14 protein-coding genes are annotated in these 13,301 nt (G+C 60.5%); 6 read left to right on the top strand and 8 right to left on the bottom strand.

Annotated features, from left to right (window positions below; genetic code table 11):
* Nucleotides 1-69: 69 nt before the first annotated feature.
* Entirely contained in the window at nt 70-228 is a 159-nt protein-coding gene (locus P406_RS12230) for a DUF3309 family protein (protein WP_002552554.1), read from the bottom strand.
* Between the two features lie 315 nt (nt 229-543).
* Between P406_RS12230 and P406_RS12225 the strand changes: the two genes are divergently transcribed.
* The 4 genes from P406_RS12225 (at nt 544) to csrA (ending at nt 2,807) form a co-directional block, all read left to right on the top strand.
* Complete coding sequence (locus P406_RS12225) at nt 544-921, top strand: DUF2784 domain-containing protein (RefSeq protein WP_046236341.1); 378 nt, start codon at nt 544-546, stop codon at nt 919-921.
* Between the two features lie 102 nt (nt 922-1,023).
* The gene (locus P406_RS12220) at nt 1,024-1,839 is read left to right on the top strand and encodes an SDR family oxidoreductase (protein WP_046236296.1); all 816 of its coding nucleotides are present in this window, start codon (nt 1,024-1,026) and stop codon (nt 1,837-1,839) included.
* Between the two features lie 270 nt (nt 1,840-2,109).
* Complete coding sequence (locus P406_RS12215; RefSeq protein WP_046236295.1) at nt 2,110-2,442, top strand: YnfA family protein; 333 nt, start codon at nt 2,110-2,112, stop codon at nt 2,440-2,442.
* Between the two features lie 170 nt (nt 2,443-2,612).
* Nucleotides 2,613-2,807 (top strand): carbon storage regulator CsrA, encoded by a 195-nt coding sequence (csrA, locus tag P406_RS12210; protein WP_046236294.1) that lies wholly within the window; start codon nt 2,613-2,615, stop codon nt 2,805-2,807.
* Nucleotides 2,808-2,865: 58 nt separating this feature from the next.
* Here csrA and P406_RS12205 read toward each other — a convergent pair whose 3' ends face one another.
* The 4 genes from P406_RS12205 to P406_RS12190 form a co-directional block, all read right to left on the bottom strand.
* Nucleotides 2,866-3,093 carry a YheU family protein gene (locus P406_RS12205; protein WP_003314533.1) on the bottom strand — a complete coding sequence of 76 codons (228 nt, stop codon included), beginning with the start codon at nt 3,091-3,093 and terminating at the stop codon, nt 2,866-2,868.
* Between the two features lie 67 nt (nt 3,094-3,160).
* On the bottom strand, nt 3,161-4,357 hold the full coding sequence (locus tag P406_RS12200) for an osmoprotectant NAGGN system M42 family peptidase (protein WP_046236293.1): 1,197 nt from the start codon (nt 4,355-4,357) through the stop codon (nt 3,161-3,163).
* Nucleotides 4,358-4,436: 79 nt separating this feature from the next.
* Nucleotides 4,437-6,185, bottom strand: coding sequence for an N-acetylglutaminylglutamine synthetase (ngg, locus tag P406_RS12195; RefSeq protein ID WP_046236292.1), 1,749 nt, complete (start codon nt 6,183-6,185; stop codon nt 4,437-4,439).
* Between the two features lie 3 nt (nt 6,186-6,188).
* A complete protein-coding gene (locus P406_RS12190) occupies nt 6,189-7,961 on the bottom strand; it encodes an N-acetylglutaminylglutamine amidotransferase (protein WP_003402540.1) in 1,773 nt (590 codons plus the stop codon).
* A gap of 267 nt (nt 7,962-8,228) precedes the next feature.
* On the opposite strand from P406_RS12190, the gene P406_RS27640 reads away from it, so the two are divergent.
* Together P406_RS27640 and P406_RS12185 are read left to right on the top strand one after the other, a co-directional pair.
* The gene (locus tag P406_RS27640) at nt 8,229-8,429 is read left to right on the top strand and encodes a type II toxin-antitoxin system HicA family toxin (protein ID WP_082100788.1); all 201 of its coding nucleotides are present in this window, start codon (nt 8,229-8,231) and stop codon (nt 8,427-8,429) included.
* A gap of 36 nt (nt 8,430-8,465) precedes the next feature.
* Complete coding sequence (locus P406_RS12185; protein ID WP_032699334.1) at nt 8,466-8,870, top strand: type II toxin-antitoxin system HicB family antitoxin; 405 nt, start codon at nt 8,466-8,468, stop codon at nt 8,868-8,870.
* Nucleotides 8,871-8,886: 16 nt separating this feature from the next.
* On the opposite strand, the gene P406_RS12180 is transcribed toward P406_RS12185, so the two are convergent.
* From P406_RS12180 to P406_RS12170, 3 genes are read right to left on the bottom strand one after another with little or no spacing between them, the layout of a single operon-like run.
* Complete coding sequence (locus tag P406_RS12180; protein ID WP_046236291.1) at nt 8,887-9,966, bottom strand: lipocalin-like domain-containing protein; 1,080 nt, start codon at nt 9,964-9,966, stop codon at nt 8,887-8,889.
* Nucleotides 9,956-12,436 carry an ABC transporter permease gene (locus P406_RS12175; RefSeq protein WP_046236290.1) on the bottom strand — a complete coding sequence of 827 codons (2,481 nt, stop codon included), beginning with the start codon at nt 12,434-12,436 and terminating at the stop codon, nt 9,956-9,958. The genes P406_RS12180 and P406_RS12175 overlap by 11 nt, the downstream gene beginning before the upstream one ends.
* Complete coding sequence (locus tag P406_RS12170) at nt 12,436-13,104, bottom strand: ABC transporter ATP-binding protein (protein ID WP_046236289.1); 669 nt, start codon at nt 13,102-13,104, stop codon at nt 12,436-12,438. The genes P406_RS12175 and P406_RS12170 overlap by 1 nt, the downstream gene beginning before the upstream one ends.
* Nucleotides 13,105-13,301 lie beyond the last annotated feature (197 nt).

Below are 13,301 nucleotides of genomic sequence, written 5' to 3'. Positions count from 1 at the left end.
AATAAAAAACCCCGCTTGAAAAAGCGGGGTTTCTTATTGGCTACATGCGCTGCTGCGTGGAGCAGCAGGTCATATCTTGCCGAGCAACACCAGAATCAGCAGGATCACCAGGATCGTACCGATGATGCCCGACGGACCGTAGCCCCAGCTGCGCGAGTGCGGGAATACTGGCAAACCGCCAACTAGCAGCAGAATCAAAACGATGATAAGAATAGTGCCGATGCCCATGGTGAGTTCCCTCTTTACATTAGTGTTAATTAACAGATGCAGTTGAAACGTCATGCCAGACGGTATGAAGTAGCCTGCTTGACTCATCCGACTCTGGGCGTTAGAGAAAGGTTCGATCTATTTTAAATAATTTATTACATATTTGAAAATCATTGAAAATCAGAGGCTTGTCGTATTTTTGTCTGACAATAACTCGGGTTTTTTTGACCTGATGCAGTTGAATCGGTCTTAAAAACAATTGAACTAAAGACCCTGAAAAGTCTCTGCGCGACGCGAACTTTCTACCTGAGGCATGGCCCGCAAGAGGACACAATGATGGTTTATCGAGTGGCGGCGGATGCCGTGGTCGTGTTTCATCTACTGTTCATTGTGTTCGTCCTGTTCGGCGGACTGCTGGTATTGAGAAGGCCCTGGCTGGCGCTGCTGCACGTTCCTGCTGCGGCATGGGGGACAGCGGTCGAGTTTCTGCACCTTTATTGCCCGCTGACACCGCTGGAAAACACCCTGCGCAGCAACGCTGGAGGGCAGGGCTATACCGGGGGCTTCGTTGAGCATTATCTGATCCCGCTGATTTACCCGGCCGGGCTTACGCCGGGTATACAGCTTTGGCTGGGCGGCATCGTCGTGCTGCTCAATGTGTCGGTGTATGGCCTGTTGTTGCTCCGTTATGTGGCCCGAGCCAGGCGTTCATAAGGCTGCGGTTTGCTCCAGGCATTCAGCGTCTTGATGGTGGGTTTGTGGTGCTTCTAGTGTGATTACACTCAGGCAACTCCTGCACATCACAAGGCACTCGCTATGCAAAACCGCATCATGATTACTGGCGCCGGCTCAGGTCTGGGTCGTGAAATTGCACTGCGCTGGGCACGCGAAGGGTGGCGGCTGGCACTCTCGGACATCAATGATGCCGGCTTGCAGGAGACCCTTGCGCTGGTACGCGAGGCGGGTGGTGACGGCTTCGTGCAGCGTTGCGACGTTCGCGATTACAGCCAGCTCACCGCGTTCGCCCAGGCGTGTGAACAGCGCTTTGGCGGCATCGACGTGATCGTCAACAATGCGGGGGTGGCTTCCGGGGGCTTCTTCAACGAGTTGTCGCTGGAGGACTGGGACTGGCAGATCGCGATCAACCTGATGGGGGTGGTCAAGGGCTGCAAGGCGTTCCTGCCGATGCTGTTGGCCAGCAAGGGCCGGATCATCAACATCGCCTCGATGGCAGCGCTGATGCAGGCCCCGGCGATGAGCAATTACAACGTCGCCAAGGCCGGGGTCGTCGCGCTTTCCGAGAGTCTGCTGGTCGAACTGCATGACCAGGGGGTTGGTGTTCATGTGGTCTGCCCGTCGTTCTTTCAGACCAACCTGCTGGATTCCTTCCGCGGCCCCACGCCCGCCATGAAAGCGCAGATCGGCAGGTTGCTGGAGAAGTCGCCGATCACCGCGCGGGATATCGCCGACTGCATCTTCAGGCAGGTTGGCGAAGGCGAGTTCATGATCCTGCCTCACGAAGAAGGCCGTATGGCCTGGGAAATGAAACGCAAGCAGCCACAGGCGATGTATGACGAAATGACCGTCATGTGCGCCAAGATGCGCGCCAAGGCGCAGAAGGGGCATGCCTGACCAACCCGGATGCTCCGCGTCCTCTTTGCGACGCAGAGCGTCGAGAACTGCATTCCCACGCTGGAGCGTGAGGAACGATAATCGCAACTCTCTGCGTCGGTCTGCGCAGACAACTCATTATCGTGCGACGCTCTGCGTCGCATGCCTTTCCGGACGCTCTGCGTCCTCTTGTGTGGCACGGCGTTGCGTGTTCAAGGTTATCAAGGTCATGACTGCACTGTTTTCTGATAGGGTTGCGCGCATCTTGCAGCCCTGTCCCGAGAACCTTTCATGCTCAATTACCTGTGGTTCTTCCTTGCCGCTCTGTTCGAGATATTCGGTTGCTATGCCTTCTGGCTGTGGTTACGCCAGGGCAAGAGCGCGCTGTGGATGATTCCTGCGCTTGTCAGCCTGACGGTGTTTGCTCTGTTGCTGACACGTGTGGAGGCGGCTTATGCGGGCCGAGCGTATGCGGCGTATGGCGGGATCTACATTGTCGCGTCGATTGCCTGGCTGGGCCTGGTCGAGCGGGTCAGGCCATTGGGCACGGACTGGCTGGGTCTGGCTTTCTGCGTCATCGGTGCGACCATCATTCTGCTGGGGCCGCGTTGGTCCGCCGCTTGATTAACCACAGTCGCGAACGACATTTCCCACGGATTTCGCCGGAAAGTAAGACGTTTCCTTCAGTCTTTTCCGGTGCTGTTGCAGGACGTTACTGATTTGCTATCAGCGCATTGAAGCGCCGTGTCCCGCCATGCACCCTGCCTCTTTTGCGCAACGCAAGGGTGGGAAAAATGCTGGTACTGACGCGGGAAATTGGCGAAACGTTTTCCATCGGTGATGACATCACCGTGCAGATCCTGGGGATCAACGGCAATCAGGTCAGGCTCGGGATCAATGCCCCGAAAGACGTCAAGGCTCACCGCGCGGAAGTCTACAAGCGAATCGCCAGGACGCTTGCGCAGCAGGCAACAACGCCGCTTCGGTGAGCGGCGTTGTCAGCAAGCGATGTTGCAGGTGAATGACCTGACTCAGGCCCTGTAAGGGCTACTCGAAAAACTCCTTCGGCACGTCGTGCTTGAGCATCAGCTGACACTGCTGGCTCTCAAGGTCGAAAAAGATCACCGCCTGGCCCTTGGTCAACGCATGACGCACGCGCAATACCCGGGTTTGCAGCGGTGTTTCGTCGCCATTATCGGTGCCCTCACGGGTGACGAAATCCTCGATCAGGCGAGTGAGGGTGTCAGGTTCCAGTTGGTCGTAGGGGATCAGCATGGCGGTTCTCGTGTCGATGAGCGGCGATGATAGAACTGCGGTGCCACGCACCGCAATTCACAGGGCCTCAACTCTCTTCGCGATTCTGCCCGATCAGGCTGTCGACCGGTGGCACGCGGGTATCGGATTCCATCTGCGCATCGTGCTCGATCTGATGGCTGAAGCGCTCCAGCGAGCTCTGCGCAGGCTTGGCATCGCTGGCGAATACCGGTGGGCTGAGCATGTAGGCACCGAGCAACTTGCTCAGCGCTGCCAGACTGTCGATATGCGTGCGCTCGTAGCCATGCGTCGCGTCACAGCCGAAGGCCAGCAGGGCGGTGCGGATGTCATGCCCTGAGGTCACCGCCGAGTGCGCATCACTGTAGTAATAGCGGAACAGGTCACGACGCACCGGCAGCTCATTGTCCACGCCCAGCCGTAGCAGATGGCGGGACAGGTGGTAGTCGTAAGGACCGCCCGAGTCCTGCATCGCCACGCTGACAGCGTGCTCGCTGGAGTGTTGACCCGGCGCAACCGGCGCGATGTCGATGCCGACGAACTCGCTCACGTCCCAAGGCAGCACACCGGCTGCGCCCGTACCGGTTTCTTCGGTAATGGTGAACAGCGGGTGGCAGTCGATCAACGGCTCGGTACCGCTGTCGACAATGGATTTCAGGGCGGCGAGCAGTGCTGCCACGCCGGCCTTGTCATCCAGGTGACGGGCGCTGATGTGTCCGCTCTCGGTGAACTCCGGCAGCGGGTCGAAAGCCACGAAGTCACCGATGCCGATGCCCAGTGATTCGCAGTCGGCGCGGGTGGTGCAATAGGCATCCAGGCGCAGCTCGACGTGGTCCCAACTGATCGGCATTTCGTCCACGGCGGTGTTGAACGCGTGACCGGAAGCCATCAGCGGCAGAACGCTGCCACGGATCACGCCGGTGTCGGTGAACACGCTGACCCGGCTGCCTTCGGCAAAGCGGCTCGACCAGCAGCCGACCGCAGCCAGCGCCAGGCGGCCATTGTCTTTGACTTCCCGAACACTGGCACCAATGGTGTCCAGGTGCGCCGATACGGCCCGGTCAGGGCTGTTCTGCTTGCCCTTCAGCGTGGCGCGGATGGTGCCGCGGCGGGTCAGTTCGAACGGGATACCGAGCTCTTCGAGACGCTCGGCCACGTAACGCACAATGGTGTCGGTGAAGCCGGTAGGGCTTGGGATCGCGAGCATTTCCAACAGAACTTTCTGCAGGTATTTCAGATCCGGATCGGGGATATTTGCAGGGGTCATGGATGCTCCTTATGGAACAGTTGCAAGCCACGGGCTGCAAAGGCTGATGCGCCGTTTGCAGCCGTGCCCGCAGCTGCGATCAGATATGCACAGGCAGGCTGTGCGGAAACAACAGATCGACGAAACGTTCGGCGGTGGGTTGTGGTTCGTGATTGGCAAGCCCTACGCGTTCATTGGCTTCGATGAACACGTATTCAGGCTGATCGGCGGCCGGCACCATCAGGTCCAGGCCGACGACCGGGATGTCCAGCGCCCGCGCGGCGCGCACCGCGGCGTCGCTGAGCACCGGGTGCAGAATGGCCGTGACATCTTCCAGGCAGCCGCCGGTGTGCAGGTTGGCAGCACGGCGCACGGCCAGGCGCTGATCCATCGGCAGAATGTCGGCGTAGTCAAAACCGGCCTCGCGCACGGTGCGCTCGGTTTCCTGATCCATCGGAATACGGCTTTCGCCATCCGTTGCTGCCGCGCGACGTCGGCTCTGGGCTTCGATCAACTGCTTGATGGTGTGGCGGCCGTCACCGATGATTTCAGCCGGACGACGTATCGCCGCAGCCACGACCTGAAAGCCGATCACCACGATGCGCAAGTCCAGGCCTTCATGAAAGCTTTCCAGAATCACGCGAGTATCGAACTGGCGGGCCTGCTCGATGGCGCTCTGCACGTCGTCGATGGTGCGCAGGTCAACCGCGACGCCCTGGCCTTGTTCACCGTCCAGCGGCTTGACCACGATTTGCCCGTGCGCTTCGAGAAACGCCAGATTGTCGTCTGCGCTGCCCGCCCTTTGCTGTGCGGGCAGGCGCAGGCTGGCGGCCTTCAGGGCACGATGGGTCAGGCTCTTGTCCTGACACAGGGTCATGCTCACCGCGCTGGTCAGATCGCTCAACGACTCGCGGCAGCGGATGCGACGACCGCCATAGCTGAGGGTGAACAGCCCGGCATCCGCATCATCCACCTGCACGTCAATGCCGCGCCGATGGGCTTCCTCGACAATGATCCGCGCATACGGATTGAAGTCCGCCTGCGGGCCAGGGCCGAGAAACAATGACTCGTTAATACCGTTCTTGCGCTTGATGGCGAAGGTCGGCAGGTTGCGGAAATTCAATTTGGCGTACAGCGCCTTGGCCTGATCGTTGTCATGCAGCACCGACAGATCAAGGTAGCTCAGGCCGCGACTCATAAAGTGCTCGATCAGATGCCGAACCAGCACTTCGCCGACACCCGGCCGCGTGCATTGCGGATCAACCGCCAGGCACCAGAGGCTGCTGCCTTTCTCCGGGTCATTGAAGGCCTTCTGATGATTGAGGCCCATGACGCTGCCGATGATCGTCTTGCTGCCTTCGTCCTCGGCCACCCAATACACCGGGCCACCTTCGTGGCGCGGGGTCAGTAGCTCGGGGTCGATGGGCAACATGCCGCGCGCCAGATACAGGTTGTTGATGGCCTGCCAGTCGTTTTCATTGTGCGCACGGCGAATGCGGTAGCCGCGAAACACACGCTGCGCCGGGCGGTAATCGCTGAACCACAGACGCAGCGTGTCCGACGGGTCGAGAAACAACTGCTGCGGCGATTGCGCCAACACCTGTTGCGGCGCTGCCACATACAGGGCAATGTCGCGCTCGCCGGGTTTTTCGTTGAGCAGGTCCTGAGCCAGTGCGGCCGGATCAGGGTAGGTGTGACCGATCAGCAAACGTCCCCAGCCACAGTGCAGCGCCAGAGGGTCTGCATCTATCTGGCTACCGTCTTCAGCGAGTCGTGCCTGCAGACGTTCGTACGAGGGCGACTGGCCGCGCAACAGGCGCTGGCTATAAGTCGTCGCATTCTGTTTCATCGATCACAGTCCCTGTTCGCTGAGCCAAAGGTTCAGCGCTGCCAGTTGCCACAGCTTGGAGCCGCGCAATGGCGTGAGCTGGCCCTCGGGGTTGGTCAGCAGCTTGTCGACCATCGCAGGGTTGAACAGGCCGCGGTCCTGACTGGAGTCGGTCAGCAACTCGCGCACCCAGTTAAGGGTGTCGCCCTGCAAGTGCTTGAGGCCAGGCACCGGGAAGTAGCCTTTTTTGCGGTCGATCACTTCCGAAGGAATGACCATGCGCGCGGCTTCTTTCAGCACTTGTTTGCCGCCGTCCGGCAGCTTGAATTTACCCGGGATGCGAGCCGACAGTTCGACCAGACGATAGTCAAGGAACGGCGTGCGCGCTTCCAGGCCCCAGGCCATGGTCATGTTGTCGACACGCTTGACCGGGTCATCGACCAGCATCACGGTGCTGTCCAGACGCAAGGCCTTGTCGACGGCAGCGCTGGCGCCTGGCTGGGCAAAGTGATCGCGAACGAAATCACCGGCGGCGTCATTGGCAGTGCGCCACTTCGGCTGCACGGTCTCGGCGTATTCGGCGTAGCTGCGGTCAACGAATGCATCGCGGTAAGCCGCCACCGGGTCGCTCGCGCCGTCGACTTGCGGGTACCAGTGGTAACCGGCGAACAGCTCATCGGCGCCCTGGCCGCTCTGTACCACCTTGCAGTGTTTCGACACTTCACGCGACAGCAGGTAGAAGGCGATGCAGTCGTGGCTGACCATCGGTTCGCTCATGGCGCGGAACGCCGCAGGCAACTGCTCGATGATCTCGCGTTCCTGAATACGCAACTGGTGATGGCGCGTGCCGTAGTGCTTGGCGATCAGATCGGAATACTGGAATTCGTCGCCACGCTCGCCACCGGCATCCTGGAAACCGATGGAGAAGGTCGACAGGTCCTCGACGCCCACTTCACGCAGCAGACCTACCAGCATGCTCGAGTCGACGCCGCCGGACAGCAGCACACCGACGTCCACTGCAGCACGCTGACGGATCGCTACCGCTTCACGCGTGCTGTCCAGTACGCGGTCGCGCCAGTCTTCGAGGGTGAGGTTTTTCTCGTCTTCGTGCGGGCCGTAGGGCAGGGTCCACCAGACTTTCTGTTCGACCTTGCCGCTGGCGTCGATACGCATCCAGCTGGCTGGCGGAAGTTTTTCGACGCCGGCCAGCAAGGTGCGCGGCGCAGGCACCACCGCATGGAAGTTGAGGTAATGGTTGAGCGCCACCGGATCAAGCATCCCGCTGATGTCACCACCCTTGAGCAGGGCAGGCAGCGAGGACGCGAAGCGCAGGCGCTTGTCGGTTTTTGACAGGTACAACGGCTTGACGCCGAGGCGGTCACGGGCGATGAACAGCTGCTTGCTGTCACGTTCCCAGATGGCAAAGGCGAACATGCCATTGAGCTTGGGCAGCATGTCTGCGCCCCAGGCGTGATAGCCCTTGAGCAACACTTCGGTGTCACCGCCGGAATGGAACTGATAGCCAAGGCTTTCCAACTCGGCACGCAATTCGGGGAAGTTGTAGATCGCGCCGTTGAAGGCCAGGGACAGGCCCAGATTGCTGTCGATCATCGGCTGCGCCGAGCCGTCCGACAGGTCCATGATTTTCAGGCGACGATGACCAAGGGCAACCGGCCCCTGGCTGTGAAACCCCCACGCATCCGGGCCGCGAGGCGCCAGCTCATGGGTAATGCGTTCAACAGCGGCTAGGTCCGCTGGTTGATGGTCGAAACGTAATTCACCTGCTAATCCGCACATAAGTCCTTACCGGGTTTCCGTTGGGGAGGTGACTGAGAAAGTGCAGTCACCCAGAAACTGACCCAGTGAGGGCATGGTAGTTTTAGATCAAAAAGTTATAAGCGTTTGTTTTCAGCTGGTTGGGCTGCATTGGCTTGCGGGTTTTTCGAGCAAAGCAAACACGAGCTCGCTTTCACGAAATAAGTTGTGAAGGAATAAAAAAGATAACTCTGGGTACCTTTTTTGTATTTTTTTAACATGCGCCCAGAGTTATATTTTTTACGTCGAATGACACGGAGGTGGGGGGGGCAGAGCAGGCAATTGATAACGGAGCTTGAAGCAGATGGATGGGTTCTGGATCGTGTTTCTGGCAGTCACCCTAGTTTCAAGCATCCCGAAAAACTTCAGACAGTCCCCGCGCCGCATCCCAAGAAAGATTTGCCAGTCGGAACGGTGCGGGCCATCAAAAAGCTTGCCGGGCTGGTTTAGTCCAGTTTTGCCCTGACACCCTGTTGGAGAAAGAAAATGAAATACCCAATGTGCATAGAATGGGGAAACGACACCACGGCGTTTGGTATCCAGATTCCCGATATTCCCGGTGCCGTAACAGCTGGCGATACGTTCGAGGAAGCCCACGCTGCGGCGGTTGAGATTGCTCATATCATGCTGCAGGAGATAGCAGCCAGCGGTGGAACCATACCCAAGGCCGGAAACGTTGCCGACCACGCCAGGAATCCCGATTTCGCAGGGATGGGCTGGGGAATGATCGAGATTGACGTAACGCCTTATCTCGGCAAGACGGAGAAGGTCAACGTCACACTGCCTGGTTTCGTGATCAGGCAGATCGATCGCTATGTGCGGGATCACAGCATCAAGAGCCGCTCGACCTTTCTGGCCGACGCGGCGCTGGAAAAACTGGGTCGAGCATGACTGCCAATCGCAGCGCTCAATACCCGGTCATCTCCAGATACCCCACGCCTTCCTGGCTCCCGCTGAACTTCACCGGCCCCTCCCAGTAGGGAATACTCACGCCCATCCAGGCGGCCGGGTTCAGCGCGTCGGTGGTGATGTCCAGGTTTCGGTCGGGGACCCTGACTCTCCAGCGGGTGGGCACTTTGTGCTCGCCGATCGAGGTTTCTTTCAGTGGCTCAAGGCTGATCTCATTGGCGTGCAGCATCCGGGTGGTGCCGTCGGCGCTAATCCAGTTGCCGGTCAGGTAGGGGGCACCGTTCTTGTGGCGGATGCGATAGAGCATCAGGCGATCGCCGTCTGCCAGTTGCAGCGAAAACCAGTCCCAGCCGCTCTGGTTGGCGGTCAGTGGCTGGCTGCTCCATTCCCGGTCCAGCCACGCTTTACCGGTGACCTGATGTGTTTTGCCCTCAATGACCACGCTGCCTTTGGCGTCGAAGAACGGCTGGCTGTAGTAGTACGACGCCTGGCCCGCCTCCGATTTCTGGCTGTAGCCCTGTTCGCCCTGCAGCACCAGCGGTTTACTGGATGTCAGGTTCAGGTCGTAGCGAAAGTCCTTGCCGCTGGCCTTTAGCTGCATGGCAGTCAGTGGATCACCACTGCGGACATTGCTGGTAAAGGCCCAGTCATCGATCCACGCCGAGAAGGGGGCCAGCGTCACGTCGGCCTGACCGATGCCGCCGCGCGCATAACGCTCCGCCACATAATGACCGCTGCTTGAAGTCGCCGCCGCATGGCCGAGCCAGATCGTGCCGTCATTCCAGCCGCTGCCAGTCTGTTGGCCGGGGCGCAGGGCATTGCGAAACAACGTCCACTGCACGCCGAACTGCTGGCCTGCGTCATCCTTGAGGGTGGCGGTGATGTACCACCACTCGATACGAAAGCCGGGGTGCTGGCCGTGGTCCTGCGGGAATGAAAAGACCTTGCCGGGTGTCACCTGCGCATAGCTGTCGGCAGTATTGCCCAGACCGGCGAAACCGCTTTCAGCTTGCGGTTTGTCGTCGCAGGCAGCGAGCAGCCCGACGATGAGCAGCGGCATCAGCCATTTACTGTTCATTGGCGAATGTCCTGAGTAGATCCGCTGGACGGCTGCGGTACAGCTTCAGCAGCGGCCAGGCCGAGGCCAGCAAGGTCGCCAGCATCGCCAGCGCCATCAATTGCAGCAGTTGCAGCGGGAACACCTGCAGCGGCAGGCGCCAGCCAAAGGCGCGAACGTTGATCACCGCATCCAGGCACCAGGCCAGCAGCAGCCCCAGTGGCAGTGCGAGCACCAGTGTCAGGACCGCCAGCAGCCAGGTCTGTCCCAGGTTGAGCAGCATCAGTTGCCGTCGCGTGACCCCCAGCGCCCATAACGGGGCGAGCTGCCCGAGGCGGCTCTGGCTCTGGGTCAGCAGGCTGATGAACAGCGCCACGCCAGCGACGCCCAGTGTCAGGCTGTTGAGGGCGGCAGTGGCGGCAAACGTACGTTCAAAGACCTGGTTCGACCAACCCTTGAGCTGGCTCTGATCGATGATGTGACTATCGTCCAGCTTGAAACGCGCTTGCAGCCGCGTGACCAGCGACGGGATTGCGGCCTGATCGACCCTCAGGTTGAAACGCACCGGCACCGATTGCGGCCAGTGGGCGAGCAGGTGCCGGGCATTGACCAGCAGATGGCCCTTGGGATTGCCATAGTCGGCATAGATCCCGACGATGCGCGGGGTCCACTTGCCAGTGGGCACCGGGATGCTCAGCGTATCTTCCAGCCCCAGTTGCAGGCGGCGTGCTAATTGTTCGCTGAGCATGACCGTATCTTCATCGCGCAAAACATTCCACGGATCACCAGCGACGGATTCCAGCAACGCCCAGTGCTGGCGATAGGTGCTGTGATCGATCACACCAAACAGGTCCGCAGGCCAGCCCTGGACTTGCACGGGCACCTGCCAGTTGGGCAGCACGGCGCTGACATCCTGTTGCTGGCTCAGCCAGGTGTTCAGCGGCCCGGCCTGCTCGGGGTTCTGCGGGCTGACATACAGTTCGGCGGTCAGGCGTTGCTCCAGCCAACTGTTGAATGTCTGGCGAAAGCCCGAGGTCATGCTGCCTGCGCCGATGTTCGCGGCCATCGCCAGCAACAGGGCCATCAGCGCCAGGCTCAGGGCGGGCAACTGTTGATGGCAGTCTGCCAGAAACCACTGCCCGAGCACCGAGCGGCTGCGCTTCAACAGGCCGCCAAGCATGGCGTCCAGCAAAACCGGCAGGGCCAGCGCGGCGCTGAGCAGCAGGGCGGACATCATCACAAACCCCAGCATCAGACTGGTGCCGAACAACAGCGCGCTCACGGCAACCACCGCACCCAGCACCGCCACCCACGCCTGGCGCTGCAACCACCGCGCATGAGCTTGCTGCCATGCCTGGGCATCGGCCAGTGCCAGCAACGGCAAACGCGCAGCCCGTAACAGGCTATTGGCACCGGCCAGCAATGCGCCAAGCAGACCCAGGCCGATACCGCTCAGCCACCACCACAAACTGAGGTTCAACTGGCCGGCGACCTCCGCGCCGTACAAGCCGCGCAGGCTGGCCGCGACATCCGGCAATAACAGGCTGGCCAGCAGATAGCCGCTGACCACGCCAACAATACCGCCCAACAGCGCCAGTGCCCCAAGTTCTAAGCCCAGCGCAGCGATCAACAGACGTGCGCTGACGCCACAGGCACGCAGGTTGCGCAGCAGGCCACGGCGCTGTTCAAGGGCCAGGCCAATGGCGGCGTGGACAATGAACAGGCCGACGATGAAGGACAGCACTCCTAGTGCGTTCAGGTTCAGATGGAAGCTTTCGGTGAGGCGCTCCAGATTGTTTTCTTCGCCGCTTTTCTTGATCACCAGCAGATCATTCAGGGCTGCCGGCAGCGCAGGGTTCTGCCGGGCAAAATCCTTGGCCAGCAGCATTCCGGACAACTGCCCTGGCTGGCCCAACAACGGTTGCGCAAAGCCTATGTCCGTCAGCAAAAAACCGGGCGCCATGTCGGGCTTGGCGTGCAAGGGAGGCAGCGCGACGCCGGTTTCGGTCAGCGGCTGCTGGCCTTCCTCAAGCCCCAGCGCTTGCAGGGTCTGCGGCGCAATCCAGGTCATGCCCGGCGGCGTGAGAAAGTCCACGACCTGTTCGGCGTTCAGCGTCTGCCCGGCCAGTGCCGAGCCGGGCGGCAAGGTCACCGGCTCGATACCCATCAGTTGCAGGCTGCGGTCTTCACGCCCTTGAAGCACGATACGACCTTGCAGCATGGGCGACACGGGCCAGCCTTCGCGGCGCAACTCGATAAACAATGCCTGCGGGAACAGCCCGCCGCTGCTGGCAGTGATACGGGTCTGCGGCTCGCCGCCAATCAGCTGGCTGGCACGCTGGTAGCTTTCCCGCGCCTGGCTATTGAGCGCCTGCACGCCGGTCAGCAGTGCGGTGGCCAGCCACAGACCGGTCAGCACACTGAAAAACTGCACCGGATGACGGCGCCAATGGCTCAGCAGGGCGCGCAGCGTCCAATAGAAAACCCGCATCAGCGTTCGCCTTCGTCAGCCAGACGCCCCAGATGCAGCACCACCTTGCGCGACAGCCGCTGCGCAACGCGCGGGCTGTGGGTGACCATCAGCAGACTGGTAGGGCTGTCGGCGAGGATATCCATCAGCAGTTGCAGCACCTCGTCGCTGGTGGCTTCGTCGAGATTGCCGGTGGGTTCGTCAGCCAGCAGCAGGCCGGGTCGGGAGGCGAGGGCGCGGCCTATCGCTACACGTTGCTGCTGTCCGCCCGAGAGTTGTTCGGGATAGCGGTCCAGCAGTGTGGCCAGGCCCAGGCGCTCGATCAAATGCGCTTGCCAGGCTGCATCAACGCGCCCGGCCAGCCGTGCCTGAAACGCCAGGTTGTCGGCTATTTTCAGGCTGCCGATTAGGTTGAACTGCTGAAACACCAGACCGATCTCGGTACGCCGCCAGTTAGCCAGCTGGCTTTCGTTCATCAGGTCCAGACGCTGGCCTGCGACCTCGATGCTGCCATCGTCGACCTGATCCAGGCCTGCCACCAGATGCAGCAAGGTGCTCTTGCCACTGCCGGATTCACCCATCAACGCCAGGCTTTCGCCCTGTGCCAGATGCAGATCGACACCACGCAAGACATCCAGCGGTCCCTGTGCCGTGGTGTAGCGCTTGAATACGTTTCGCACTTGCAGCATGAGCAACCCAATCGTTCTGACAGACGCTCAAGAGTAGCGCCTGAGCTTGCTCGTAGGAAATATCGTGCGACGCTCCGCGTCGGCATGCCGTTCAGGACGCTCTGCGTCCTCTTTTCGACGCAGAGCGTCGAGAGCTGCATTCCACTGGAGCGTAGGGAACGATAGTCTCAACTGTCGTGCAAGCGAGGATGATCTGC

The organism is Pseudomonas syringae pv. coryli str. NCPPB 4273, assembly GCF_000972175.1.
GTDB lineage: Bacteria > Pseudomonadota > Gammaproteobacteria > Pseudomonadales > Pseudomonadaceae > Aquipseudomonas > Aquipseudomonas syringae.
This window is presented reverse-complemented; position numbering and strand designations above follow the sequence as displayed.

Excerpts from the sequence above, each read along its gene's own strand:
- P406_RS12230 (WP_002552554.1), bottom strand. The coding sequence starts at position 228 with ATGGGCATCGGCACTATTCTTATCATCGTTTTGATTCTGCTGCTAGTT.
- P406_RS12225 (WP_046236341.1), top strand. The coding sequence starts at position 544 with ATGGTTTATCGAGTGGCGGCGGATGCCGTGGTCGTGTTTCATCTACTG.
- P406_RS12220 (WP_046236296.1), top strand. The coding sequence starts at position 1,024 with ATGCAAAACCGCATCATGATTACTGGCGCCGGCTCAGGTCTGGGTCGT.
- P406_RS12215 (WP_046236295.1), top strand. The coding sequence starts at position 2,110 with ATGCTCAATTACCTGTGGTTCTTCCTTGCCGCTCTGTTCGAGATATTC.
- csrA (WP_046236294.1), top strand. The coding sequence starts at position 2,613 with ATGCTGGTACTGACGCGGGAAATTGGCGAAACGTTTTCCATCGGTGAT.
- P406_RS12205 (WP_003314533.1), bottom strand. The coding sequence starts at position 3,093 with ATGCTGATCCCCTACGACCAACTGGAACCTGACACCCTCACTCGCCTG.
- P406_RS12200 (WP_046236293.1), bottom strand. The coding sequence starts at position 4,357 with ATGACCCCTGCAAATATCCCCGATCCGGATCTGAAATACCTGCAGAAA.
- ngg (WP_046236292.1), bottom strand. The coding sequence starts at position 6,185 with ATGAAACAGAATGCGACGACTTATAGCCAGCGCCTGTTGCGCGGCCAG.
- P406_RS12190 (WP_003402540.1), bottom strand. The coding sequence starts at position 7,961 with ATGTGCGGATTAGCAGGTGAATTACGTTTCGACCATCAACCAGCGGAC.
- P406_RS27640 (WP_082100788.1), top strand. The coding sequence starts at position 8,229 with ATGACACGGAGGTGGGGGGGGCAGAGCAGGCAATTGATAACGGAGCTT.
- P406_RS12185 (WP_032699334.1), top strand. The coding sequence starts at position 8,466 with ATGAAATACCCAATGTGCATAGAATGGGGAAACGACACCACGGCGTTT.
- P406_RS12180 (WP_046236291.1), bottom strand. The coding sequence starts at position 9,966 with ATGAACAGTAAATGGCTGATGCCGCTGCTCATCGTCGGGCTGCTCGCT.
- P406_RS12175 (WP_046236290.1), bottom strand. The coding sequence starts at position 12,436 with ATGCGGGTTTTCTATTGGACGCTGCGCGCCCTGCTGAGCCATTGGCGC.
- P406_RS12170 (WP_046236289.1), bottom strand. The coding sequence starts at position 13,104 with ATGCTGCAAGTGCGAAACGTATTCAAGCGCTACACCACGGCACAGGGA.